Origin of the sequence: Streptomyces sp. NBC_01304 (assembly GCF_035975855.1) — a bacterium.
Lineage (GTDB): Bacteria > Actinomycetota > Actinomycetes > Streptomycetales > Streptomycetaceae > Streptomyces.
The window spans coordinates 628,569-651,805 of the sequence record NZ_CP109055.1 but is presented as its reverse complement, the minus strand read 5'-3'; the positions used below and the strand labels follow the sequence as shown (position 1 = coordinate 651,805).

Below are 23,237 nucleotides of genomic sequence, written 5' to 3'. Positions count from 1 at the left end.
GTCTGCCGCTGTTGGGACAGGAGCTCCGGACCGTCGCGCTAGGCGGATTCCCGTACCACCAGCTCCGGTTCGAAGATGACCGACGTGGGTTCGGTGCGGGTGCCCTCGATGTGCTCCTGGAGCAGCCGGACCATCGTCGCCGCCATTTCCTCCACCGGCTGGCGCACCGTGGTCAGCGGTGGACGGGCGGTGCGGGCGATGTACGAATCGTCGAAGCCGACCACGGCCACATCGTCCGGAACGCGTTTCCCGGCCTCCCGCAGGACCTGGCAGACGCCCTGCGCCATGAGGTCGTTCGCCGCGAACACGCCGTCGATGTCGGGGTGTTCGGCAAGTAGCCGGGCCATCGCCGCGGCGCCGCTGTCCTGGGTGAAGCCACCCTCCGCGGCGAGCACATAAGGGCGGCCGTGGCGGGCCATCGCATCCCGGAAGCCGGCAAGGCGTTCCTGCCCGGCCGGCACATCCAGCGGCCCGGAGACGGTGGCCACCTGACGGCAGCCGCGGGCCAGCAGGTGCTCGGCCGCGAGCCGCGCCCCGTCCTGATGCGCGAGGTCGACGTAACTGACCGGAGCGGCGAGGGAAGGGCGGGCGAACAGCACGGCGGGCACACCCGCGGCGGCCAGCCGGGCCGGCAGCTTGTCCTCGCCATGCGTGGAGACGATCAGCGCACCGTCCGCGCTGCCCTGGCGCAGATACGCCACGATCTGATCGCAGGCCGCCTCGGAGTCGGCGAACATCAGCACGGGGTGCATCGACCGCGGCCGGAGCGCGCCGACGACACCGCTGACCACACGGCCGAAGAAGGGGTCGGCGAACACCCGGGCCGCGAAGGCGTCCTGCGCGTCCTCGGCCGCGTCTCCCGCGCCCGCCACGATCAGGGCAACCGTCTCGGCGCGCCGCGTCACCAGGGAGCGTGCGGCACGGTTGGGGGCGTAGCCGGTGCGTGCGATGGCCTGCCGGACCGATTCCTGGATGACCGGATCCACGTTGCGGATGCCGTTGATGACGCGGGACACGGTCGCCCGGGACACGCCCGCCTCGCGGGCGACGTCCTCGAGCGTCGGCAGCTGACTGGTCATGGCCGCACCCTACCGTGCGGGCACGGAAGGCGGAGAGCGCTCTCCCTTGCTGCCGTGGCAGGTCACGGCGTTCGTCCGTCCGCATCCGCATGATCCGCCTCGTGCGCGGGCGGGCCCGCAGCCGTCACGGCCCGTCCTCCGCCTGGCCCGCAGCTGTCACGGCCCCATCTCCGCCTGAGTGGGACCGGGGGGGCTCGGCATACAGCGCAGTACCGAGTGGCAGTTCGCCGGCCGACCGGCCGACGAGCAGCTGGAACTCGCCCGTCTCCGTGCGCCAGCCGCCGCCGTCCCGCGCGCTCCAGTGCTGCAGGGCGCGCGCGGGCACCGTCACCGTCGCGGTCACCACCTCCCCGGGTGCCGCTTCCACGGCCGCGAAGCCCGCGAGCCACCTCGCCGGGCGCTCCACCACCGAATCGGTGCGGGCCAGATACACCTGGACGACCTCCCGGCCGTGCCGTGTACCGGTGTTGCGCACCCGCACGCGCACGGTGAATCCGGCGTCGCCCACCACCACGGCCGGGGCGTCGAGTTCCCGGTACTCCCACGTCGTGTAGCCGAGCCCGTGCCCGAACCAGTAGGCAGGCCTGCGACGCGCCCGCAGCCAGGCCCGATAGCCGAGGTGCAGGCCCTCGTCGTACGCGAGCACGCCCGCCGTCGGCCGGGTGCGGCTGACCGGGGCGTCGGAAAGCCGGGCCGGCCACGTGGTCGGCAGCCGGCCGCCCGGCTCGGCCCGCCCGAACAGCACGTCGGCCAGGCCCGAGCCTGCTTCCTGGCCGGGAAACCACACGAGCAGGACCGCCCCGGCCCGGTTGCGCCAGGGCATCGTCACCGGGCTTCCGGAGTTGACCACGACCACCGCGTCGGGGTTGGCGGCGAGCACAGCGGACACCAACTCGTCCTGGCCCGCGCCCAGCTGGAGGCTCGTCCGGTCGTGGCCCTCGGACTCGGTGCCCTCCGTGGTGCCGACGACCACGACAGCGGCATCCGCCGCCCCGGCTGCCGCGGCCGCCTCGGCGAGGGCCGTGGCACGGTCGGGGCTCGGCGGGGCGGCGGTCACCACGGTGGCGCGGCCGGTGTCGGGGGCCAGCTCGCGCCGGGCCACGACCAGGACGTCCCGGTCCGCTGCCAGGTCGATGTGCCCGTACTGGCGCGGCGGCTTCACATGGACGACGGCCGGGTCGTCGGTCTCTCGCGGGTACGCGCCCTCGACCAGCGTCTGTCCGTCGACGGTGAGGCTCATCCGGCCGAACCCGGCCACGGAGAAGGTCCACTCGCCGCTCGTCGTGGGCCGTAGCAGGGCGCTGATCTCGACGGTGTGCGCGCCGCGTACGAGGGTCGGCTCCAACTGGGCGCCGGAAAGCCGGTGTTCGGCGTACAGCTCACCCCCGTACGCGTCCAGCACCCGCAACAGCACCCCAGGCGCACCCGAACGAGGATCGCGGCACGAGTCGGTGTCGAGCGGCGGGTGCCGCGACTCGAGCGCCGGGCCCGGTGCATGCACCACCAGGGCCCGGCCGCGCAGCGCCGCACGGATGCCGTCCAGCGGGGAGACGACGGCATGCGGGAAGACTCCGGCGCTCCCGCCGCCCTGGGTGCGCGGCCGGGTCGCATGCTCGCCGATCACCGCGACGCTGCGTAGGGCGGCCGGATCCAGCGGCAGTACGCCACGATTGGCGAGCAGGACCGCACCCGCGGCCACCGTCTTCCGCAACAACTGCCTTACCTCGGATGGGCGTTGCAGCGTCACGGGAGCGGGCCGGGCGGGGCCCAGCGCGCCTGCCCGGTGCGCGAGGCGCAGCAGTCGGCGGACCTTGTCGTCGACGACGGATTCCGGCAGCGCGCCCTCGCGCACCGCCCGCACCAGCGCCTCGCCCCAGGGGCCCTGCGGCCCCGGCATCACCAGGTCCAGGCCCGCGCGGGAGGTGTCCAGGGTGGATCGCACCGCGCCCCAGTCCGAGACGACCACACCGTCGAAGCCCCACTCGCTCTTCAGGGGCTCCCGGAGCAGCGGATTGGCAGACATGGTCGCGCCGTTGACCCCGTTGTACCCGGCCATGACCAGCCGGACGCCGGCCGCCACCGCGGCCTCGAACGGGGCGAGATACACCTCGCGCAGCACCCGCTCCGGCACCCGGACGTCCACGGTCAGCCGCTCCTGTTCGGAGTCATTGGCGACGTAGTGCTTGGCGGCGGCCGACACACCGTTCGTCTGTACGCCCCGGATCAGTGCGGCCCCGATGAGCCCGGTGAGGAGCGGGTCCTCCGAGAAGCACTCGAAGTGGCGTCCGCCCAGCGGAGACCGGTGCAGATTGAGCGTCGGGGCGAGCACGATCTGCACGCCCTTGCGCCGCGCCTCGGCGGCGAGCAGACCGCCGAGCCGGCCGACGAGATCGGTGTCCCAACTGGCCGCGAGCGCCGAAGCGGACGGGAGCAGCACCGATTGATCCCGCTCGTCCCACGCCTCGCCCCGGACGCCGGCCGGTCCGTCGGACATCACCATCTCCCGCAGCCCGATGTCGGGTTCCGCCGCGGTGCGCCAGGTGGTGGAGCCGGTGAGGAGCCGCACCTTCTGGCGCAGGTCCAACTTCTCGAGCAAGCGTGTGAGGTCGTCCTCGGTCATCCGGTCCTGCCTCCTCGGCCCAGCCTACCGATCATGGGAGAGCGCTCTCCGAGGATCGCGGGAAGGGCTCTCCCTGTCAATGGGCTTGCAGGTCGGGGGAGTTGGCCCGGCCGGACCCGTCGGCCACCAAGTGGCTTGCCGTCGGTCGGCCCGGTCGGATAGGAATCCTGCATGCTAAAGGGCACCAAGGTCGGGCTCCGGGCTCGGCACGACGACGACATTCCGATCCTGCGGACCGAGCTCTACGACGACGTGGTCAACGGCTCACGGGCCGAAGGCAGCCCGTGGCGGCCGATCACGCCGGGCTCGAAGGACCCGCGGCTCGTGGTGGACGACAGCAATCAGGGGTTGGTCCAGTTCTCCGTGGTGGAGTTGGGCGGCGGCACACTGGTCGGCACCGCGACACTGTGGGGCATCGACAACCACAGCCGGTCCGCGCACATCGGGCTGGGTCTGCTGCCTTCCGCCCGGGGCAAGGGCCATGGCACCGACGTGGTCGCGACGCTGTGTTATTACGGCTTCGCCGTGCGCGGCCTGCAGCGGCTGCAGATCGAAACGCTGGCGGACAACACCGCGATGCTGCGCTCCGCAGAGCGCAACGGCTTCGTCCGCGAGGGCGTACTGCGCTCCTCGGCCTGGGTGCTGGGCGAGTTCCTGGACGAGGTGGTGCTCGGGCTCCTCGTCCAGGACTGGAAGGCGGACTCGACGGGCCAGGGTCTGTTGGGGAAGTAGACCGTGATCGTTCGTGATCGCGTCCTGTGGGAGGGCGTGGGGATCTGACGAGCGGTCAGTGGGCCCGGCTTGAGGCCCTGTTGCTACGGGGGTGTCAAGCCGGGTCGGCCGCCGGTGTGGTCGCGGCGACAGCTGATCGACGGCATACGGTGACGGACCCGGACCTGGTGCGCCCTGGCGTGACAGGCGTGCCGCGCCCCGAGCGGCAACGCAAAATCGCGGGGTTGCGCTGCGATTGCGGCAGCCGCCTAGCGTCGGAACGGAATCGACGCTGATGACGAGGGAACGCTCCGGCCGCCACCTGTTCGCCTCAGGTGCCTGGGACTTACCCGCGGACGCAAAGGGGACCTGACCATGCTTGAAACGACGGTGAAGCGCGTTGTCATCCTTGGCGGTGGCACTGCGGGCTGGATGGCAGCGACCTACCTGGCCAAGGCACTGGACGGCGCGGCCGAGGTCACCGTGCTGGAGGCGCCCACGATTCCGCGCATCGGCGTCGGCGAGGCGACGATCCCGAATCTGCAGAGCGCGTTCTTCGACTTCCTCGGCATTCCGGAGAGCGAGTGGATGCCGGAATGCAACGCCAGCTTCAAGATGGCCGTCAAGTTCATCAACTGGCGCACGCCGGGAACCGCTTCGCCGAACGGCCGACCGTTCGAAGGCGGCAGCGACCACTTCTACCACACGTTCGGCCGGTTGCAGGCCCAGGACGAGATCCCGCTCTCGAACTACTGGATCTACAAGAACAAGACCGGCGAGAAGGTGGAGCCGTTCGACTACGCCTGTTTCCCCGAGACGCCGTTGATGGACGCCAAGAAGGGCCCCAAGCTGCTCGACGGGACCACCGTGGCGAATTACGCGTGGCATTTCAACGCGCAACTCGTCGCGGACTACCTGTGCCGCTTCGCCACCGAGAAGCAGAACGTGATCCACGTCCAGGACGAGATGACCTCCGTCGACGTCGACGAGCGCGGGTACATCACCGCGTTGCGGACCAAGTCGGGCCGCACGCTGACCGGTGACCTGTTCGTCGACTGCTCCGGCTTCCGCGGCGCGCTGATCAACAAGACGCTCGGGGAGCCGTTCCTCGACATGAGCGACCACCTGCTGTGCAACAGCGCGGTCGCCACGGCCATCCCGCACGACGGCGAGGACGGCGTCGAGCCCTACACCTCGTCCATCGCGATGAACGCCGGCTGGACCTGGAAGATCCCCCTGCTCGACCGGTTCGGCACCGGCTACGTGTACTCGGACAAGTACGCGTCCAAAGAGGAGGCGACCCGCGAGTTCTGCGAGATGTGGCAGATCGACCCGGATTCCACCGCGCTCAACCACGTCCGCTTCCGTGTCGGGCGCAACCGCCGGGCGTGGGTCAACAACTGCGTCAGCATCGGCACGTCGTCCTGTTTCGTCGAGCCGCTCGAGTCGACCGGCATCTTCTTCATCTACTCCGCGCTGGCCCAGTTGGTCGCACACTTCCCGGACACCACGTTCGACGAGACCCGGCGGGCCGGATTCAACAACGCGGTCGAGACGATGTTCGAGGACACGCGGGACTTCATCCAGGCACACTTCTACTTCTCGCCGCGGACGGACACCCCGTTCTGGCGGGACAACAAGAAACTCGCTCTCGGGCCCGACATCCAGAAGAAGCTCGAGACCTACCGGGCCGGGCTGTCGATCAACCGGCTGCCGACCGACAGTTCCGGCAACTTCTCCTCGAGCGTCGAGCAGCAGGCCATCAACTTCTGGACCAACAGCAACTACGACTGCGTGCTCGCCGGTCTGGGATACCTGCCGGAGCGGCCGCTTCCCCAGTTGGCCGACATGCCGGAATCACGCCGGGCCGCCGATGAACTCTTCGCCGCGGTGAAGCGCGATCAGCAGACCCTGCTCGATTCCGTGCCGGCGACCAAAGACCTGCTACGACACATCTACCAGGGCTGAGCCATGCGACTGTCCACAGAACGCGACGAGCCCACCGAGAGCGTCGACCTGCGGCCGTTCATGTCCGGCTTCCCCACCGGCGTGGCCATTGTGTCCACGTTCGACGGGGCGGACCGGCCGTGGGGCATGACCTGCACGTCGATGTGCTCGGTGACGCTGTCCCCGCCGACGCTGCTCGTGTGCCTGCGCCAGGACAGCCCCACATTGCAGGCGCTGTTGACCACCGGCACCTTCAGCGTGAACCTGCTCGCCGACCACGCCCAGCCTGCCGCCGCGCTGTTCGGGTCCGGCGCGCCCGACCGGTTCGACAGGGTGGCCTGGGACAGGCCGGACCACCTCGGTGGCCCCCACCTGTACCGGGAGGCACACGCGATCGCCGACTGCCGCGTCGACCAGCACAGCCTCGTCGGCGATCACGTCATGGTCCTCGGTGAGGTGATCCGAACCAGCCAGGAGTCCGAGTCCGCGCCGCTGCTGTACGGCAGGCGTGAGTACGCGTCCTGGCCAATCCGTGACAGGGCCGCCTTGGCGTACTGATCACGAGCGTGGTCGACAGCCACAGGACTTGATCATGGCGAAGGCCTCCGTGCGGTGAAGGTGTCGAATCTTCATCGCGCGGAGGCCTTCGTAGTGGCCCCCCGTTGATGCCCGACCCGAACGAAGCGTCAATTACAGGTTGACGATCCTCGATTCGTCAATTTAAAGTTGACGCATGAGTCCACTCGACATCAGCCTCGCCGACCTGATCGCCCGGCTCGACGAGGAACTCCCCGGAGCCAATGAACTGGCCCGCATCAGCGAGGCGCGACTGCGCGCCCAGACCCTGTCCGACCTCGGTGACCAGCTCATCGACCACTACGTCAGCAAGGCCAAGCGGACCGGCTCGTCATGGACCGAGATCGGCGACGCCATCGGGGTGTCCAAGCAGGCCGCCCAGCAGCGCCACACGCCCAACGCCTTCGAGCGGTTCACCCACCTGAACAGGCACAGCATCGTGCTGGCGCAAGAGGCCGCCCGCACGCACAAGCACGACTCCATCGGCACCGAACACCTCCTGCTCGGCCTGCTCGGCGAACCGCAGGGCCTGGCGCACCAAGTACTCATCGCGAAGACCGGTTCGGAGCAGCGCATCCGCGACGCCATCGAGGAAGCGATGCCGCCGGCCGGCGAGAAGGCCCTGCGGGGCCACATCGCCTTCCGCCCGGAGAGCAAGGCGGCCATCGAGCAGGCACGCCGCGAGTCGGACGACCTCGGCCACGACTGGGTCGGCACGGAACACGCACTGCTGGGCCTGATCCACGCCGAGGAAAGCCGAGCCGCGCAGATCCTGCGCGCCCTCGGCTTCACATCGGACGAGCTGCGCGAGACGGTCAAGGCCGAGATCGCCACACGGTCCGCCGCGCCCGACGGGCCATAGCCGGGCCATGGCTGGGCCATGGTGAAACGGTCAGCCGTCGCGCAGGACCAGGCCGGCCCGTCCCGCACCGCCCTCGGCAAATCCCTGGGTAAGTCGCCTAGAAGACGGGTTCGTTGAGCTCCGCGGCCCGCAGCGCAGCCGTCAGCGCCGCCTGGTCGCCGACGTCCAGCGCGGTGTCCGTGAACTTGATGGTGTGGTCGTCGCCGTGCGCCGCGGCGCGCTCGAAGATATCCTCCGCGGTGAGGGTTCCGGAGGGTGCGTACGAGGCCGGGGCGGCCGGGCCGTAGGCCGCGGTGACCGCCGCGCTCGCCGCCCAGGCCGCCGACAGGGAGGCCGGCCACAGCTCGCGGGGGATTGCCGGCAGGGTACGCAGGACCGCGTTCGGCGTCGTCGCCGCGTGGACCAGCATCGTCGGCTCTCCGTACCCATGGGTGCCGTACCGGTGCACGGCTGCGGTGACGAGTTCGGCCAGGGCGTCCCGCGCCGTGTCCGGGTCCGTCGTGACGGTGGCCTCCCACGCGGGGAAGCCGGTGAGCTGCGCGAAGCGGGCCCGGATGCCGCCGCTCTGCTCGGGCACGGCCGAAACCGCCGCGAGACCCGAAGCCGCGTCGGCCGTCGGGCCGAGAGCCTTCAGCTCGGGCAGCGGCTGATGCCGGGCCGCCCAGTAGCCGAGCCCGTGGGCGAGTTCGGCCAGGCGCGGCGCGTCGGCGCTGCCGCCGAGGAGGGTGCGTACCGCATGACCCACCCGGATCACCGGATGCGTGGCGCCTGCCGCGATGCCGGGCAGCAGTCGCGGCCACCACTCGGCGAGCACCTCCCGCCAGGGCCGCTCGGCGATCTCGCGTTCGAAGTACGCGGTCCAGTCGGCGATCCGCCGCGGATCACCCAGCGCCTCACGCCAATTGGCGGCGGTGACCGGGGTGTTGAGGTCGGGCATGTCCTCGAGCCGGGCCTCGTAGTGGTCCAGCCAGCGGTGCACCGAGCGCGCCTGGCCGTGACGCACCAGCGCCTCGACGGCCATCGGTCCGTGATTGGACAGCCAGCCCTCGTGTTCGGGGCCGGAGGTGTGCAGTCGCTGCAGGGCTTCGTCGAGGATTCCTGTGGTGTCGTTCATGCCCTGAGGCTAGGGCGGCCGGTGAGCGCCCGGATCGGGCGGGAGTCCTAGGTCCCGGTCGGTCGTCCTGCGGTTGTCGCGCGCGGTCAAGACCTAGGCCGCAGGCCTCAGTTGGACCGGCGTCAAGGTGTTGCGGAATGTCTGCCGGTACGTCACCGGGGACACGCCCACCGTGCGGTGGAAGTGGCGGCGCAGCGTCGTGGCCGTGCCCATGCCGGTGGCCGTGGCGATCGCGTCGACGCTGTCGTCGGTGGTTTCCAGCAGCTCGCGGGCGCGCTGGATGCGCTGGTTCAGGAGCCAGCGCAACGGGGTGGTGCCGGTGGTGGCGTGGAAGTGCCGGGCGAGGTGGCGTGAGCTCATGTTCGCCCGGCGGGCCAGGTCCTCGACCGTCAGCGGGCGGTCCAGGCGGGCCATCACCCAGGGGAGCAGCGGGCCGAGCGGAGTGTCGCGCTGTTCGGGCATCGGGGTCTCGACGAACTGGGCCTGACCGCCCGCCCGATGGGGCGGCACGACCAGGCGGCGGGCCAGGGCGTTGGCGACCGCGGCGCCGTGGTCGAGGCGCACCAGGTGCAGGCACAGGTCCATCGCGGCGGCCTTGCCCGCGGAGGTGAGGACCTGGCCGTTGTCGATGTACAGCACGCCGGCGTCGACCGTGATGTGCGGGTAGCGGTCGGCCAGCGCCGCCGCGTGCCACCAGTGCGTGGTGGCCCGGCGCCCGTCGAGGAGCCCGGCGGCGGCCAGCACGAACGCACCCGTGCACAGCGAGGCGATCCGCGCCCCGGCCTCATAGGCGGCGCGTATCGCCTCGACGAGGTCGGCGGGCGGGTCCTGCTCGGGGTCCACGCAGGCGGGCACGATCACGGTGTCCGCCTGCGCGAGCCGGTCGAGGCCCTGGTCGGGCTCGAGGCTGAAGCGGCCGCCGACCCGCACGGTCCCGGGGTTGCCGCAGAGCATGAACTCGTACCAGGGGTCGGCGAGATCGGAGCGGTCCACGCCGAACACCTCGCAGGCGGAGGCGAGCTCGAAGTGGGGGACTCCGTCGAAGACGGCGAGCGCAACAGTGGGCATGTCCGAAAGTGTACGACCGACGTCGTTCCGGACACTCACGGCCGCCCGCCGACCACAGGCACGATGAACTCACTTGATCAGCACAAGCCCCGGCCGCTTCGGCCGGAAGCCGTAGGAGGAACGATGGAATCGCAGCGCACCGTGGCCGTCTTCGGGGCGTACGGGCACACCGGACGGTTCGTGGTGGCGGAGCTCCGCAGCCGCGGCCTGACCCCGGTGCTCGTCGGCCGCGACGCCGACAAGCTGCACGCCTTCGCGGCCGAGCACCCCGGACTGCCCGTCCGGCAGGCATCCGCCGACGACCCGGCCGCGCTCGATGCGGCACTGGCGGGCGCCGCGGCCGTCATCAACGCCGCGGGGCCGTTCGCCCACACCGCCGGACCGGTGATCGAGGCGGCACTGCGGGCCGAAATCCCCTACGTGGACGTCGCGGCGGAGGTGGAGGCGGTAGTCGACATCTTCACCCAGTACGGGGAGCGGGCGCGCACCGCCGGGGCGCTGGTCGTGCCGTCGGTGGCGTTCTTCGGCGGGCTCGGCGACCTGCTCGCCACGGCGGCGCTGGGCGCGGCGGACAAGGCGGAGCAGGTGAACATCGCGTACGCGCTGAGCAGTTGGCACCCCACGGACGGCACCCGCGCCTCCACCGTCGTCTCCCGCGGCCGCCGCGACAGCCGCCGCCTCGTCTACCGCGACGGCGCCCTCGCCCTCGTCACCGACAGCGCACCCGAGAGCACCTGGTCCTTCCCGGATCCGATCGGCAGCCGGGACGTGGTGGGGGAGTTCACGACGGCGGACAGCGTCACCATCCCACGCCACCTCGGCGCCGGAGAGATCAACACGTACATGACGGTCGACGCGGTCAAGGACGTCCTGGCCCCGGACGCCAACTCCCCGCAGCCGGTCGACGAGTTGGGGCGCTCGGAGCAGACCTTCCTCGTCGACGTGACGGTACGTGCCGACGGCGAGCAGCGCCGCGTCGTCGCCCGCGGCCAGGACATCTACGCCATCAGCGCGCCCCTGGCGGTGGAGGCCGTCGAGCGCATCCTCGCCGGGCAGGTGAAGGCAGCCGGGGTCGTGTCGGTGGGGGAGGCTTTCGACGCTCGTGAGTTCCTGGCGGCATTGGCTCCTGAGCTTCAGGTCGAGTACGGAGGCTGAGGATCTGGCGGGGAAGGCAGGCACGGGCGGGTGGGCCTGGGCCGGCGATCGTGACCATCACGGTTGGCGGCGCGCACCGGGCTGTGACGCCTTCGCGAGGAGAGCCGGGAGTTCGCGCATGTCGTCGAAGACCGTGGTGTTCGGTCCTTCGAGCCAGTGCGCGGGGGTGAGACCGCCGCTGTATCCAAGGGCGCGCATGCCGGCTGCGCGGGCGGCCTGGACCCCGTACTTGCTGTCCTCGACAACGATGCAGGCCGCCGGGTCCACGCCCATCTGCCGGGCCGCGTACAGGAACAGATCGGGGGCCGGTTTGCCGTGGACGACTTCGCCGGCACTGAAGATGCGGCCTGCGAAGTACGGGTAGATCCCGGTGCGGCCCAGGGTGCGGCGCATCGTGTCGTGGCTGCCGCCCGAGGCGACGCAGCTGGGAAGCGTGAGCATGTCGAGGACTTCGAGGATGCCGTCGACGGGGGCGAGTTCGGTGTCGACGGCCGCGCGATGGAGTTCCTCGAACCTCTCCAGCCAGAGGGCGGCCCCGCTGGCGCCTATCCGGGCGGAGATCTGCTCTCCGTTGGAGATGATCGACCGGCCGATGAACTTCTCGATCACCTCGGCCTCGGTCAACGCCCAGCCCAGCTCGGCGCCGACGGCGACGTGGAGGCGTACGGCGAGACGTTCGCTGTCGATGAGTACGCCGTCGCAGTCGAAGACGACCAGTTCAATCGGGGTGATCATCCGGGCAGCGTAGGCGCGCACGTTCCCCGGCGGAACAATTCGCTGTGCCCGGCTATTTCAACGACGACCAGGGCCGCCGTGCGTGGCGGAGCTCTTTGTGGCGCCTGACGGGATCGGGCTGGCGGCTGTACTTCCATCAGGGGACGTTGACCAGCTGAGGCTGAGCCGGGGCAGCATCAGTTCGCAGACGTCACACGGAGACGATCAGACCTCGACAGGGTCCGGCGCAGCGTTTCGAACGCCGTCGGGCGCGGTCGGTCCGGCAGGAAGTCCCGGATGCGCAGGGCGCATTCCGCCGGGCTGTGGCGGCCGGTGTCGACGTCGAGGTCATGAAGTTCGTGGGCGTGCACCTGGCTGTACTGGGCGGCGGCCAATCCCGGGTGTCGATCGCCGCGTTCCTTCTCGCGGCGCTCCAACTCGGGCAGTGGGCAGCGGACTCCGATGAAGACCGTGTCTTCGGGCACGAGCAGATCGAGGAGGTCCAGCAGTCGCCAGTGCCGGCTCAGCGGGTGATCGACTATCAGGTTGTTGCCGCCCGCGGCCATACCGGCGACGGCGCGATGGAAGCCCTTCGCCGTGCGGTCGATTTCGGCCTGGAGGTCGTCATCGGGAATGTCGCTCCCGCCGCGCATGGAGTGGAAGGCATCCACCGGCATGTGGAACCACGAGCCCTCGAGGACGGTGAGGAGCTCTCGCGCGATGCTGCTCTTGCCGGAGCTGGACGCCCCGTTGAGCAGGATGACCGTGCCGCCGACCTCGGTGTGGGGGATGCGCGAGTGAGCCGGAGCCGTCGCGCCCAGGGGCGTCTCGGTTGCCATGGGGCATCCCTTCCACACGCGGCGAAATGCTTGCTGGAGGTTCAGGGCGCTCAGTGTTCGATGACCTTGCCGTCCGCAACCTCGAGGCGCCTCGTCGTGTGGACGGCATCGAGCATCCGCCGGTCGTGCGTGACCAGGAGCAGCGTCCCGGTGTACGACTCCAGCGCGCTCTCCAGCTGCTCGATCGCGGGCAGGTCGAGGTGGTTGGTCGGTTCGTCGAGGACCAGGAGGTTGACGCCGCGGCCCTGCAGCAGCGCGAGGGCGGCGCGCGTACGTTCCCCCGGCGAGAGCGAGGCCGCCGGGCGCAGCACGTGGTGTGCCTTGAGGCCGAACTTGGCCAGCAGGGTGCGCACTTCGGCCGGCTCGGTATCGGGGACGGCCGCGCAGAACGCGTCCAGCAGGCTCTCCGGTCCCAGGAACAGACCGCGCGCCTGGTCGACCTCGCCGACCACGACGCCCGAGCCGAGCACGGCGTGCCCCGCGTCCACCGGGACCCGGCCGAGGAGCACGGCGAGCAGGGTGGACTTGCCCGCGCCGTTGGCGCCGGTGATGGCGACCCGGTCGGCCCAGTCGATCTGCAAGGACACCGGCCCGAAGGCGAAGTCGCCGCGGCGCACCTCGGCGTCGCGCAGGGTGGCGACGACGGACCCGGAGCGCGGTGCCGTCGCGATCTCCATCCGCAGCTCCCACTCCTTGCGCGGCTCCTCGACGACGTCCAGACGCTCGATCATGCGCTGCGTCTGACGGGCCTTCGAGGCCTGCTTCTCGCTGGACTCGCTGCGGAACTTCTTTCCGAGCTTGTCGTTGTCCCCGGCCTTGCGACGGGCGTTCTTGACGCCCTTGTCCATCCAGGAGCGCTGCATCTGGGCACGGCCTTCGAGCGCGGACTTCTTGTCGGCGTACTCCTCGAAGTCCTCGCGCGCGTGCCGCCGGGCCGTGTCCCGCTCCTCCAGGTAGGCCTCGTAGCCGCCGCCGTACAGGTTGATCTGCTGCTGGGCGAGGTCGAGTTCCAGGACCTTGGTGACGGTGCGGGTCAGGAACTCGCGGTCGTGGCTGACAACGACGGTGCCGGCCCGCAGGCTCTTCACGAAGGTTTCGAGACGTTCGAGTCCGTCGAGGTCCAGGTCGTTGGTCGGCTCGTCGAGGAGGAAGACGTCGTAGCGCGACAGCAGCAGGGAGGCCAGCCCGGCGCGGGCGGCCTGGCCGCCGGACAGGGCCGTCATCTGCAGGTCGAGGCCGGTGGCGAGACCGAGCGAGGCGGCCACCTCCTCGGCCCGCTCGTCGAGGTCGGCGCCGCCCAGGGCGAGCCAGCGCTCAAGACTTTCCGCGTACGCGTCGTCGGAGCCCGGCGCCCCTTCGACGAGCGCCTCGGTGGCCGCGTCCATGGCGGCCTGCGCGGCGGCAACGCCCGTGCGGCGGGCCAGGAAGTCGCGGATGGTCTCGCCGGGGCGGCGTTCGGGCTCCTGCGGCAGGTGTCCGACCACGGCGCCGGGCGGGGAGAGCCGCAGTTCGCCCTGCTCGGGACGGTCGAGTCCGGCGAGGAGGCGCAGCAGCGAGGACTTGCCCGCGCCGTTGGCTCCGACGAGGCCGATGACGTCCCCGGGTGCGACGACGAGGTCGAGGCCCGCGAACAGGGTGCGGTCGCCGTGGCCGGCGGCGAGGTCTTTGGCGACGAGAGTTGCAGTCATGAGGGAGCCGATCCTAGTCGGCCGAACGGCCGGCACCGCGCGTGCCTGCCTTCCCCGGGACCACCGGAAGCAGCAGGTCGGACGGCCGCGGCGGCCGTATCCCAAGGTTCCGGCTTCGTCCGGTGTATGCGTGTCGAGGTCATGCTTGAGGTCATGCTCGGCTGGTCCGGCCTGGCCGGTACGTGCCCGCGTCGCACTCGACCAGACGCCGGAACGCCTGGCGGGCGCCGCAAGTGGCAATACCGATCAGGATTCAAGAAGCGCCGGCCGGCGCCCTGCGGCTAGCGTCAAGGACATGACCTCCATCGACAGCATCACCCTCGAGGTGGCCGACCCCGCGGCCGCCGAGCGCTTCTACTCGGACGCCTTCGGCCTGGGCAAACAGGTACGCGTGCGGGCCTCGCAGGAGCCGACGTCCGGCTTCCGCGGGTTCACGGTGTCGCTCGTCGTCTCCCAGCCGTCGATCGTTAACGGCTTCTTCGCCGCGGCCCTGGAAGCCGGCGCCACGGAACTGAAGCCCGCCAAGAAGTCGCTGTGGGGCTACGGCGGCGTCGTACAGGCCCCGGACGGCACGATCTGGCAGCTCGCGAGCTCGTCGAAGAAGGACACCGGCCCGGACAGCCGCCAGATCGACGAGATCGTGCTCCTGCTGGGCGTCTCGGACATGGCCGCGACCAAACAGTTCTACGTCGACCGCGGCCTCACGGTCGCCAAGAGCTTCGGCAGCAAGTACGTCGAGTTCGACGGTACGTCGAGTCCCATCAAGCTGTCGCTGTACGGGCGGCGCGGCCTGGCCAAGGTCGCCGGCGTCGCCCCGGACGGCAGCGGATCGCACCGCCTCACGGTCAGCGGCGACGCCGGGACCTTCACCGACCCCGACGGATACACCTGGGAGCCCGCGGCATGAAGTTCCGAACCCACGTCGAGCCCCCGGAGCCCATGCACGGCCTGGAGGTGCCGCCCGAGGTCGTGGAGGCACTCGGCGGCGGCAAGCGGCCGCCGGTGACCATCACGGTCAACGGGCACACATGGAAGAGCAGGGTCGCCATCCTGCGTGGCCGCCACCTGCTCGGCCTCAGCAAGGCCAACCGACAGGCCGCCGGCGTCGATACCGGCGACGAGGTCGAGGTCGGCCTGGAGCTCGACACCGAGCCCCGCGTCGTGACCGAGCCCGAGGACTTCGCCCGCGCCCTGGACGCCGACCCGGCCGCCCGCGCCGCGTACGACCGCCTGCCGCAGGGCCGCAAGCGGCAGCACGTGCTCGCCATCGACGGCGCGAAGAAGCCCGAAACGCGCCTGCGACGCATCGAGACCGCCCTGGCGACGCTCCGGGACGAGGAAGCCCGGTAACCACTGAGCCGTGTCCGGCAGCGCTTCGCGCCACTTGCGAGGACGCGGCGGCCACCCCCAGGCTGAGGGAGTCTTGTTGGGGGGATCTCCACCTCGCCGCCCCATCCTCATCCGGACCAGCCGCTGACCACAGAGACGATCACAGCCACGCCTCACAAAGGCGAAGGACGGCGCGCGAGGATGAGCGCATGGACGACCTCCTGAAGTTCCTCCATGCTCGCATCGAGGAGGACAACCACGCCTACGCCTACGTCGCCCAGACGTTCGGCGGCGACGCCCTGCTCGACAGCCACCTGCCCATGCTCGATCTGATCGACATGCTGGTACGGGATTACGCGGCCATGGACCCCGCAGACCCGCGTCGCGCAGGCCTCAGACATGCGATCCGTGTCCTTGCTCAGTCTCATGCCGAGCACTCCGCCTACCAGCAGGAATGGAGCTCTTAGGAATCTCCGACGAGACAGGCCGCAGGCCCGTCCCATGCGGCACCATGGACACCATGGCACCGCGACTGAGGTTGAGCAGCGTCAGTCTGGACGCTCCCGATGCCCACGAACTGGCCGACTTCTACTGCAGATTGCTCGGCCTGACCGTAGCTGTGGATGAGCCGGACGACGTGATCCTGCGACCGCTGGACGGCGGCACCAGCCTCTCCTTCCAGACCGCACGCAACTACGTGCCGCCGACCTGGCCTGCCGAAGAGGGTGATCAACAGATGCAGCTGCACCTGGAGATCGAGGTCGATGACTTGGACGTGGCCCTCGGGCACGCCTTGGCCCAGGGTGCCACTCTGGCCGCATTCCAGCCGCAGGACGATGTACGGGTCTGCCTCGACCCGGCCGGTCACCCGTTCTGCCTGTGGGTCCCCACCGAAGGACTGTCTCCCTGATCGCTGCGGATCAAGGAGGCAGATCTAGGCGCCGTTTCTCAGATCTCCTGACGCGAGTGAGGTGTTGGGGTCAGGCCGGCGGTATGGGACGTGAGGATCTGACGAATGCGGAGGGGGATCGGTTGGAGTCGTTCCTGCCTCGTGGCGGTGCGCCGGGACCGGCCGAATGATCGCCGTCGGGTGATCAGCGAGTTCAGGAACTCCCGGGCCATCGCCGCCCATTACGACAACACGGCGTGCACGCCTTTCTTTCAGCTGTCACCGCTGCGGCTGTCAGGCGATGGCCGCGCCCATGGTCCGCGGGGTCGCACTACTCCTGAAGTGCCGCGAATTTCTTCACCACGACATCGGTGGCCCGTACATACCGCTCCGGCTCACCGCACTGAGCCCGCCTCGACGGCCCCGCGCTCTCGCTGTGCGCGACGAGCCTGAAGATCAGTGCACGAATCAGCATCTGCGGCCAATCCGGGTGATGGCTGCCGGCTGTCAGCAGGTCGGACGGCAGGTCGAACCACAGCAGACCATCTGCGACCACCACGGCCTCGGCGAATACCGGGGGTCGCCAGTACGGGGAAAAGTCGATCACAGCAGGCACTTCGCCCGCGACGAAGAGCACATTGCCGGTGAGATCACCGTGGATGAGCTGAGCTTCGTCCTGCTTCACCGGGCGCCTCAGCTTCAGTAGAGCCGAGAACGGGTCGGAGAGGTCTTCGACCACGTCGGTGTTCGCCTCGCCCCATGCGACCCGGTCGGCCACGGCCCACGGATGTGTACGCCGAGCAAGGAAGCCGGGCCGGGGCACCTCGCGCAGAGCGGTGTGGAAGGCACGGCCGGCGCGGAGCACACCGGTCCAGTGTCCTTGTGGGCCAGGGGCACCGGTCAGGAACTCACTGGCAGTCCAGCCGTCCACGATGCTTCGCCCGTCGGCGGCCCGGAGCGGTAGCGGGACGCGGAAGCCACTGCCGGGCGCCAGCTTCTCGAACAAGGAAGCCGCCCACTCGGCCTCGTCGTGAGAGCCCTCAGCAGGCTTGAACACAAACCGATCGACGCGAACGCTCCGCCCCTGCCCACCAACCAGTGGGACGGCAGGGCCCTGCACACCGAAGGCATCGAGGACGGCAGGGGTGGGGACGGCGTTGCTCGGCAGCTCAGTCACGTCGCGCATCCTGCCGAGATCACCTCGCTCATCGCACCTGGTTTTCACCCGCCCGCCGAGTAGCAGACGGTGATCGTGATGCCGCCCCGGAGGATGTCGTGGCACACGGGCGCGGGGTCCACCGGGTCGACGGGTGTCGGCTCGGCTGAGGGTGGCTCGGCCGGCCCGGTGTCGGGGGGCTCGACCGGATCGGATGGGGTCGGGTCGACGGGCGGATCCGGGTCAACGGGTGTCGGATCCACGGGCGGCGCCGGATCGGAGGGCGGGGGAGTGGCCGGTGCCGGATCCTCGGACGGCGGGGTTGCGGGAGGTTCGACCGGCTGCGATGGAGTGGCGGGTGCCGGGGCCGGGTCCGTCGGTTGGGCGGAGGGCGGCTGAGGCGGCGCTTGATCTGTGGGCGCCTCGGGCGCAGGTTCCTGGCGCTCTGGCTCCTGAGGCTCCGTTCGCTGGGCTGATTCCTCGGTGGGCTCGTCCGCAACGGCCCGGTCGGCCGCCGTAGAGGGCGCTGCCTCGGCGGGCGCCTGGGCCGGGGCGTCCTGGGCTGGTGGGGCGGGAGATTCCTGGAGGGGCGCCGCAGGGGAGTCCTGCGGTTCGGATTCCTGCCCTGCGAGCGGAGCCCCAGTCGCGGCGGGTGTGGACGGCCCGGGCGCACTGTCGGACTGCTGCGTGGCCACACGCTGCGCCGGTACCGGCGGCTCGGCGGCGCCGACCATCAGGCCTGCGGCGATGGCCGCACCGGTCACCGAGGCGCCGACCGCGCCGAGGGCGACCGCGGGGAGTTTGAGCCCGCCCGTGACGGCCTGGTGTGCCGCATGCAGCCACCCGCCCTGGCCGCCCTGACCACCGACGGTGCCCGCCGCCCCCGCGGCCGGCACCAGGAACTTCGCCCCGCCACCAAGCACAAGCACCAGGAGCGCGGGACCGGTCAGCGCGCCCAGCCTGCTGTTGGCTCGGGCCAGGAGCAGGAAGCGGGCCCGGCAGTCCTCGCACCCGTCCATGTGGCGCCGCAATTGCTCACTGTGCCGCGGCGATGCGGCGTCCCGTACGAGCGCGGGCATCCGCTCCCAGTGGATGGCGCACGCGTCGTCCTGCGGCGCACCGGGGTGGGCGCGCAGAAACGCCTGGCGCATCCCTTCTCGGGCCCGGTGCAGCAGCACCGCCGTGGCCCCACTGCCGATGCCTATGCGGCGGCCGACCGCGTCGAGCGGCTGGTCCTCGGCCTCCGCCAGCCACAGCGCCTTGACCCAGCGTTCGGGCAGCTGCCCGAGGACCCGGCTGAGCAGGTCGACGTGGGAGATCCGGGCGCTGGGGTCCGCGGAGGAGCCGGGGAAAGCAACGGAAACCGGTTCGGGCCCGCCCGGGCTCGTCGCGTCGGTCGCGACGGGGATCTCGCGGGCGGCAGAGCTACCGACTGTGCTCGCGACGTTGCGTACGGTCCGGGTCAGATAGGCCGCGACATTGTCGATCTCGTGCCCCGCCGACAACCGCCGCCAGACCCGGAAGTGGGCCTCGGCGACCACGTCCTCGGCAAGCCACGGGTCACCGGTCAAGGAGCGGGCGTAGGCGACGAGTTGAGGTTGCTGGTCCTCGTAGATGCGGGCGTATGCCGCGACATCTGTGGCAGGGGGACCGTCGGTCATGGCAGGACTCTCCGGTACGTATCGGAAGTTTGCCAGCTTATGTACGAAATGCCCGAATGGAAGATGTTAGTGGCGCAGGTCACAGGGGTATCCGCCGTCACTCGCGTAATGCGCAGGGCCCCCGGCGGGTCGACAAGGCAGTCGACAGGCACAGGAGCACAGGCAACCGCTCACTCCGCCCAGCACACCGCCGAAGGAGCCGGACAGATGACTCTCGTAATCGAACAGTCCGCACGCGCCCGCCTCATCACGTCCGCCGACGGGCAGCCCACCGTCCGCGTGACCCTCCGCTACGACAGCGCCGACCCGCTCGCCATCCACATCACCTTCCCGCCCGGGGCCTCCCTCGACGGCCGCCCGGTGCCCTGGACGTTCGCCCGCGACCTGCTCGAGTCGGGTCTGCGCACCCCGTCGGGCAGCGGTGATGTGCACATCTGGCCCTGCGGCCGGGCGCAGACGATCCTCGAGTTCCACACGCCCGAGGGCATCGCCCTGGCGCAGATGGACACGGGACCGCTGCGCCGCTTCCTGCTCCGCTCGTACGCGGTGACGGCACCCGGCGACGAGGCGGTCGCCCTCGACCTCGACCGGAGCCTGAGCGCGCTGATGCGGGAGGCATGAGCCCGGAGGGGGTGGGCCCGGAGCGGTGGGCCGGCAGTCCGAGCCGCTGGCCTCGCCGGGCCCTCGCCTGCTCAGCCCTTGGTGGCCAGGCGCTCGCGCCACCAGTCCACGGTGGCCTTGACCTGCTCCTCGATGGAGGTGGCTCGTACCGTGAACTGAGCCTCGTAGGCGCTTGAGTCGACTACGAAGGGGCGGTCGAACTGATAGCGGACTTCCTTCAGTTCGCGGATCATCGGGGAGAAGAGCGACGCGGCGCCCAGCACAGCCGGCGGTACCTTGCGCACCCCGACGGGCCCGACTTCGGCCGCAGCGGCAAGGCGGTCGACCATGTCGCGGGTGGATCGTGCGGGCGCCGTCGGAATGTGCCAGGCCCGGCCCCAGGCCTGTTCCGCGCCGGCGACCTCGACCAACGCCTGGGCCACATCCGGCAGATAGGTCCAACTGTGCGGGACCTCGGGATCCCCGAGCGCGGAGACCGGCTTCCCGCGCAGCAGCCGTGGCATGACGCGCGCGGCCAGGTGGCCGCCGTCGACCACGCCGGGCCCGAAGAAGTCCGAGGCCCGCACCTCGACGGCCTTGATGCGGCCCTGCTCATGAAGACCGCGAGCCTGCTCCCAAATGGCAGCGCGCACCCGCCCCTTGGGGCCCGTTGCCGCGAGCGGCAACGTCTCCGTCATGGCGCCGTCCACCCGGCCGTAGCCGTACAGATTGCCCAGCATGACCAGGACGGCCCCGGTCGCCTCAGCCGCCTGGCAGGCCGCCGAGGCCAGCGGCGGCCATGCGCTCGCCCAGCGAGGGTAGGGCGGCGCCGCGCAGTGGAAGAGTGCGGCCGCGCCTTGCGACGCCTCGGTCAGCAGTCGGCCGTCTGCCGCGTCCAGGGCAAGGTGCTCGATGCCGGGCTCCGGGCTTCGGCCCGACCTGGTGACGACGCGGACGGAGTGCCCCCGCTCGGCCAGCAGCCGAGCAGTGGCCGCCCCGGCGGGCCCGAAACCAACGACTATGTAAAGGCTCACCTGCGCACACTAGCGTGACCATGTCCCGCTCCCGAGCCGGGTGTTGGCGTCATCGGGAGCCGGGCACCGGTGGAGTGCGCGCCCTCTCATGGGAAGACCGCGCCCCTCTCGCGCACATGCTGCACGCGCCAACGTAAGGACCCCACCAACGGCAGGAAGGCTCGACGAGCACCCGACAAAGGACGAGCACCCGACAAAGGTGGTGCGGGGATTGCCGGGTGAGCGGGTTCGGTGCCGCCGCACGATGGGGGCATGGATGACACGACCTTGGTTTCCCGCTTCCTCCGCGACGGCTTCGTGAAGCTGGAGGGTGCCGTCGCGCCGCGCGTGGCCGCGGACTGCGTGCGGCTGCTGTGGCGAGAGACGGGGTGCGACGCGGACGATCCAGCGACGTGGACGCAGCCCGTGCACTGGGTGGCGGGCATGGCGCAGGGGCCGTTCGCCGCCGCACCCAACTCCCCTTCCCTGCACCGTGCGTACGACCTTCTCGTCGGCGCGGGACGCTGGGAGCCGCGCTATTCGCTGGGTACGTTCCCGCTGCGTTTCCCGCACGCGGAGGAGCCGGACGACGCGGGCTGGCACATCGAGGGGAGCTATCTACCGGAGGGAGAGAGCTGGTACTTCACCAATCTGCGCTCCAAGGGCCGGGCGCTGCTGATGCTCTTCCTGTTCAGCGACGTCGGCGAGGAGGACGCCCCGACCCGGATCCGGGTCGGCTCGCATCTCGATGTGCCGAAGGTGCTGGAGAAGTACGGGGAGGACGGGGCGAGCGGGCTGGCGCTTGCGCCTGATCTGGTGGCGGCGTCCGAGCACCGGCCACTCGCCCTCGCCACCGGGTCCCTGGGCGACGTCTTCCTGTGCCATCCGTTCCTGGTGCACGCGGCGCAGCCGCACCACGGGGTGCGGCCGCGCTTCATGGCCCAGCCGCCGCTGATGCCGGCCGCTCCTTATGAATTGGAGCGGGCCGACGGCGCGTACTCACCCGTGGAGATCGCGATCCGTCGGGGCCTGGGATACGACACCCCTGGCCCGGACGGGGAAGGCGCCGACCCCGGCGCCGCGTAGACCTGCTTCCTCCTCCTGCCTGGAACTGCGCGGCACCCCCATTGCCCGGGCAGCGCCGCGCCTGCCGCGCTCAGGCGCGGCGGACCCGCCAGAGCCAAGCTGTCGTGCAGGCCAGCAGGGCAAGCGTCGCCACGTTGGCCAGGAGAGCCGGGCCGTCGCCCGCCGGGGCGGCGCCGGCCCACATCCAGATGCTGATGGCGACGGTCGGCAGGACGGCGGTGAGCAGAACGCCGGTGGTCTTCTGGACGGCGGTCCAGTGCACCGAGGTGCAGAGAAGGACCGCACCGACGACGCGGAACAAGGTGCTGCAGAACTGCACGGCGGGGGCATCGGGCAGGGCCGTCGCAAGGAGGAAGGGGAGCGTGAGCATCAGGAGCGGGACCAGGGGGTGCACTTTGCCGTGCCGGGCGGGCGCGCCGGGAGCACTGGCGACCGGGGCGCCGGTAACCGTGCTGCCTGCCTCGGCCAGTGCCGTCGCCGCGATCGTGCGGGGGTCCCCGAGCTCCGCCAGGACCGTGCCGATTGCCGCGTCGGGACGTTCGGCGCGCGTCACGTCGATGTGTTCGGCGAGGTCGGCGAGGAGTTCCTGGCGGCGGTCGGCGGGGAGTGCGGATGCCTCGCGCTCGACGGCAAAGAGGTAGTCGCGCACGGGGTCGGCAGAAGTCTTCATGCGGGGTCTCCGGTGGAGGGGTGGGGGGTGGTCAGGAACGCGTCGACGGCGTTGCGGAAGCCGGGCCAGACACGGGTGAACTCGTCGAGTGCGGCTCGGCCGCTGTCGGTGAGCGCGTAGTAGCGGCGGGGTGGACCGGAGGCGGACTCCTGCCAGGTGGTGGTGACCAGGTCGTCGCGGCGAAGCCGGGAGAGCAGGGGGTAGACCGTGCCCTGGCTGGTGGCCAGGGCGCCGGACTCCTCCAGGGCGTGGAGGAGTTCCACGCCGTAGCGCGGACGGTCCCGCATCAGGGCGAGTACGCAGTACTCCAGGACGCCCTTGCGCAGCTGGGCGGCTGCCCGGGCCTGCTTGGTCGAATCACCTGGTTCCATGCGATGCAAGATACCTGGTGGGGCAAGTGGATGGGAAGGGGGGCTGCCCCGGGCCCGATTGGGGTTGCCTGCAATCACTTGATCGGCGA

Annotated in this window: 23 protein-coding genes; 11 read left to right on the top strand and 12 right to left on the bottom strand. The window is 70.7% G+C overall.

Going from position 1 to position 23,237, the window contains the following annotated elements; genetic code table 11:
* Positions 1-38: 38 nt before the first annotated feature.
* Both OG430_RS02865 and OG430_RS02860 read right to left on the bottom strand, forming a co-directional pair.
* On the bottom strand, positions 39-1,079 hold the full coding sequence (locus OG430_RS02865; protein ID WP_327350767.1) for a LacI family DNA-binding transcriptional regulator: 1,041 nt from the start codon (positions 1,077-1,079) through the stop codon (positions 39-41).
* 124 nt (positions 1,080-1,203) lie between these two features.
* The gene (locus OG430_RS02860; RefSeq protein WP_327350766.1) at positions 1,204-3,699 is read right to left on the bottom strand and encodes a glycoside hydrolase family 3 C-terminal domain-containing protein; all 2,496 of its coding nucleotides are present in this window, start codon (positions 3,697-3,699) and stop codon (positions 1,204-1,206) included.
* 171 nt (positions 3,700-3,870) lie between these two features.
* Here OG430_RS02860 and OG430_RS02855 point away from each other — a divergent pair, with 171 nt between their 5' ends.
* The 4 genes from OG430_RS02855 (at position 3,871) to OG430_RS02840 (ending at position 7,795) form a co-directional block, all read left to right on the top strand.
* Positions 3,871-4,431 (top strand): GNAT family N-acetyltransferase, encoded by a 561-nt coding sequence (locus OG430_RS02855; protein ID WP_327350765.1) that lies wholly within the window; start codon positions 3,871-3,873, stop codon positions 4,429-4,431.
* Positions 4,432-4,785: 354 nt separating this feature from the next.
* A complete protein-coding gene (locus tag OG430_RS02850; RefSeq protein WP_327350764.1) occupies positions 4,786-6,378 on the top strand; it encodes a tryptophan halogenase family protein in 1,593 nt (530 codons plus the stop codon).
* A gap of 3 nt (positions 6,379-6,381) precedes the next feature.
* A complete protein-coding gene (locus tag OG430_RS02845) occupies positions 6,382-6,915 on the top strand; it encodes a flavin reductase family protein (protein ID WP_327350763.1) in 534 nt (177 codons plus the stop codon).
* 175 nt (positions 6,916-7,090) lie between these two features.
* Positions 7,091-7,795 (top strand): Clp protease N-terminal domain-containing protein, encoded by a 705-nt coding sequence (locus tag OG430_RS02840; RefSeq protein WP_327350762.1) that lies wholly within the window; start codon positions 7,091-7,093, stop codon positions 7,793-7,795.
* A gap of 97 nt (positions 7,796-7,892) precedes the next feature.
* On the opposite strand, the gene OG430_RS02835 is transcribed toward OG430_RS02840, so the two are convergent.
* Both OG430_RS02835 and OG430_RS02830 read right to left on the bottom strand, forming a co-directional pair.
* Positions 7,893-8,909 (bottom strand): questin oxidase family protein, encoded by a 1,017-nt coding sequence (locus OG430_RS02835; RefSeq protein WP_327350761.1) that lies wholly within the window; start codon positions 8,907-8,909, stop codon positions 7,893-7,895.
* 93 nt (positions 8,910-9,002) lie between these two features.
* Positions 9,003-9,977: a helix-turn-helix domain-containing protein gene (locus OG430_RS02830; RefSeq protein WP_327350760.1), complete on the bottom strand. Its 975-nt coding sequence runs from the start codon at positions 9,975-9,977 to the stop codon at positions 9,003-9,005.
* Positions 9,978-10,100: 123 nt separating this feature from the next.
* Here OG430_RS02830 and OG430_RS02825 point away from each other — a divergent pair, with 123 nt between their 5' ends.
* Positions 10,101-11,132 (top strand): saccharopine dehydrogenase NADP-binding domain-containing protein, encoded by a 1,032-nt coding sequence (locus OG430_RS02825; protein ID WP_327350759.1) that lies wholly within the window; start codon positions 10,101-10,103, stop codon positions 11,130-11,132.
* Positions 11,133-11,189: 57 nt separating this feature from the next.
* Here the strand turns inward: OG430_RS02825 and OG430_RS02820 are convergent, their stop codons facing one another.
* The 3 genes from OG430_RS02820 to OG430_RS02805 form a co-directional block, all read right to left on the bottom strand.
* Positions 11,190-11,867 (bottom strand): HAD family hydrolase, encoded by a 678-nt coding sequence (locus OG430_RS02820; RefSeq protein WP_327350758.1) that lies wholly within the window; start codon positions 11,865-11,867, stop codon positions 11,190-11,192.
* Between the two features lie 176 nt (positions 11,868-12,043).
* Positions 12,044-12,685 carry a phosphotransferase-like protein gene (locus OG430_RS02810; RefSeq protein WP_327350757.1) on the bottom strand — a complete coding sequence of 214 codons (642 nt, stop codon included), beginning with the start codon at positions 12,683-12,685 and terminating at the stop codon, positions 12,044-12,046.
* A gap of 50 nt (positions 12,686-12,735) precedes the next feature.
* Positions 12,736-14,373: an ABC-F family ATP-binding cassette domain-containing protein gene (locus tag OG430_RS02805; RefSeq protein ID WP_327350756.1), complete on the bottom strand. Its 1,638-nt coding sequence runs from the start codon at positions 14,371-14,373 to the stop codon at positions 12,736-12,738.
* 295 nt (positions 14,374-14,668) lie between these two features.
* Here OG430_RS02805 and OG430_RS02800 point away from each other — a divergent pair, with 295 nt between their 5' ends.
* The 4 genes from OG430_RS02800 to OG430_RS02785 all read left to right on the top strand — a co-directional run bounded on the left by OG430_RS02800 (position 14,669) and on the right by OG430_RS02785 (position 16,612).
* Positions 14,669-15,280, top strand: a complete 612-nt coding sequence (locus tag OG430_RS02800) for a glyoxalase (protein ID WP_327350755.1) — start codon at positions 14,669-14,671, stop codon at positions 15,278-15,280.
* Positions 15,277-15,723 (top strand): YdeI/OmpD-associated family protein, encoded by a 447-nt coding sequence (locus OG430_RS02795; RefSeq protein ID WP_327350754.1) that lies wholly within the window; start codon positions 15,277-15,279, stop codon positions 15,721-15,723. Before OG430_RS02800 ends, OG430_RS02795 begins: the two co-directional genes overlap by 4 nt.
* A gap of 188 nt (positions 15,724-15,911) precedes the next feature.
* A complete protein-coding gene (locus OG430_RS02790; RefSeq protein WP_327350753.1) occupies positions 15,912-16,169 on the top strand; it encodes a hypothetical protein in 258 nt (85 codons plus the stop codon).
* A 53-nt stretch (positions 16,170-16,222) separates the two neighbouring features.
* Positions 16,223-16,612 (top strand): VOC family protein, encoded by a 390-nt coding sequence (locus OG430_RS02785; protein ID WP_327350752.1) that lies wholly within the window; start codon positions 16,223-16,225, stop codon positions 16,610-16,612.
* A gap of 310 nt (positions 16,613-16,922) precedes the next feature.
* Here OG430_RS02785 and OG430_RS02780 read toward each other — a convergent pair whose 3' ends face one another.
* Together OG430_RS02780 and OG430_RS02775 are read right to left on the bottom strand one after the other, a co-directional pair.
* Entirely contained in the window at positions 16,923-17,369 is a 447-nt protein-coding gene (locus OG430_RS02780) for a hypothetical protein (RefSeq protein WP_327350751.1), read from the bottom strand.
* A 443-nt stretch (positions 17,370-17,812) separates the two neighbouring features.
* Positions 17,813-19,408, bottom strand: coding sequence for a sigma factor (locus OG430_RS02775; protein ID WP_327350750.1), 1,596 nt, complete (start codon positions 19,406-19,408; stop codon positions 17,813-17,815).
* 207 nt (positions 19,409-19,615) lie between these two features.
* On the opposite strand from OG430_RS02775, the gene OG430_RS02770 reads away from it, so the two are divergent.
* Positions 19,616-20,029, top strand: coding sequence for an SsgA family sporulation/cell division regulator (locus OG430_RS02770; RefSeq protein ID WP_327350749.1), 414 nt, complete (start codon positions 19,616-19,618; stop codon positions 20,027-20,029).
* Between the two features lie 71 nt (positions 20,030-20,100).
* On the opposite strand, the gene OG430_RS02765 is transcribed toward OG430_RS02770, so the two are convergent.
* The gene (locus OG430_RS02765) at positions 20,101-21,042 is read right to left on the bottom strand and encodes an NAD-dependent epimerase/dehydratase family protein (RefSeq protein WP_327350748.1); all 942 of its coding nucleotides are present in this window, start codon (positions 21,040-21,042) and stop codon (positions 20,101-20,103) included.
* A gap of 252 nt (positions 21,043-21,294) precedes the next feature.
* Between OG430_RS02765 and OG430_RS02760 the strand changes: the two genes are divergently transcribed.
* Positions 21,295-22,107, top strand: a complete 813-nt coding sequence (locus tag OG430_RS02760) for a phytanoyl-CoA dioxygenase family protein (protein WP_327350747.1) — start codon at positions 21,295-21,297, stop codon at positions 22,105-22,107.
* Between the two features lie 70 nt (positions 22,108-22,177).
* Here the strand turns inward: OG430_RS02760 and OG430_RS02755 are convergent, their stop codons facing one another.
* Positions 22,178-22,777 carry an HAAS signaling domain-containing protein gene (locus OG430_RS02755; RefSeq protein WP_327350746.1) on the bottom strand — a complete coding sequence of 200 codons (600 nt, stop codon included), beginning with the start codon at positions 22,775-22,777 and terminating at the stop codon, positions 22,178-22,180.
* Entirely contained in the window at positions 22,774-23,148 is a 375-nt protein-coding gene (locus OG430_RS02750) for a PadR family transcriptional regulator (protein WP_327350745.1), read from the bottom strand. The genes OG430_RS02755 and OG430_RS02750 overlap by 4 nt, the downstream gene beginning before the upstream one ends.
* Between the last annotated feature and the right edge of the window lie 89 nt (positions 23,149-23,237).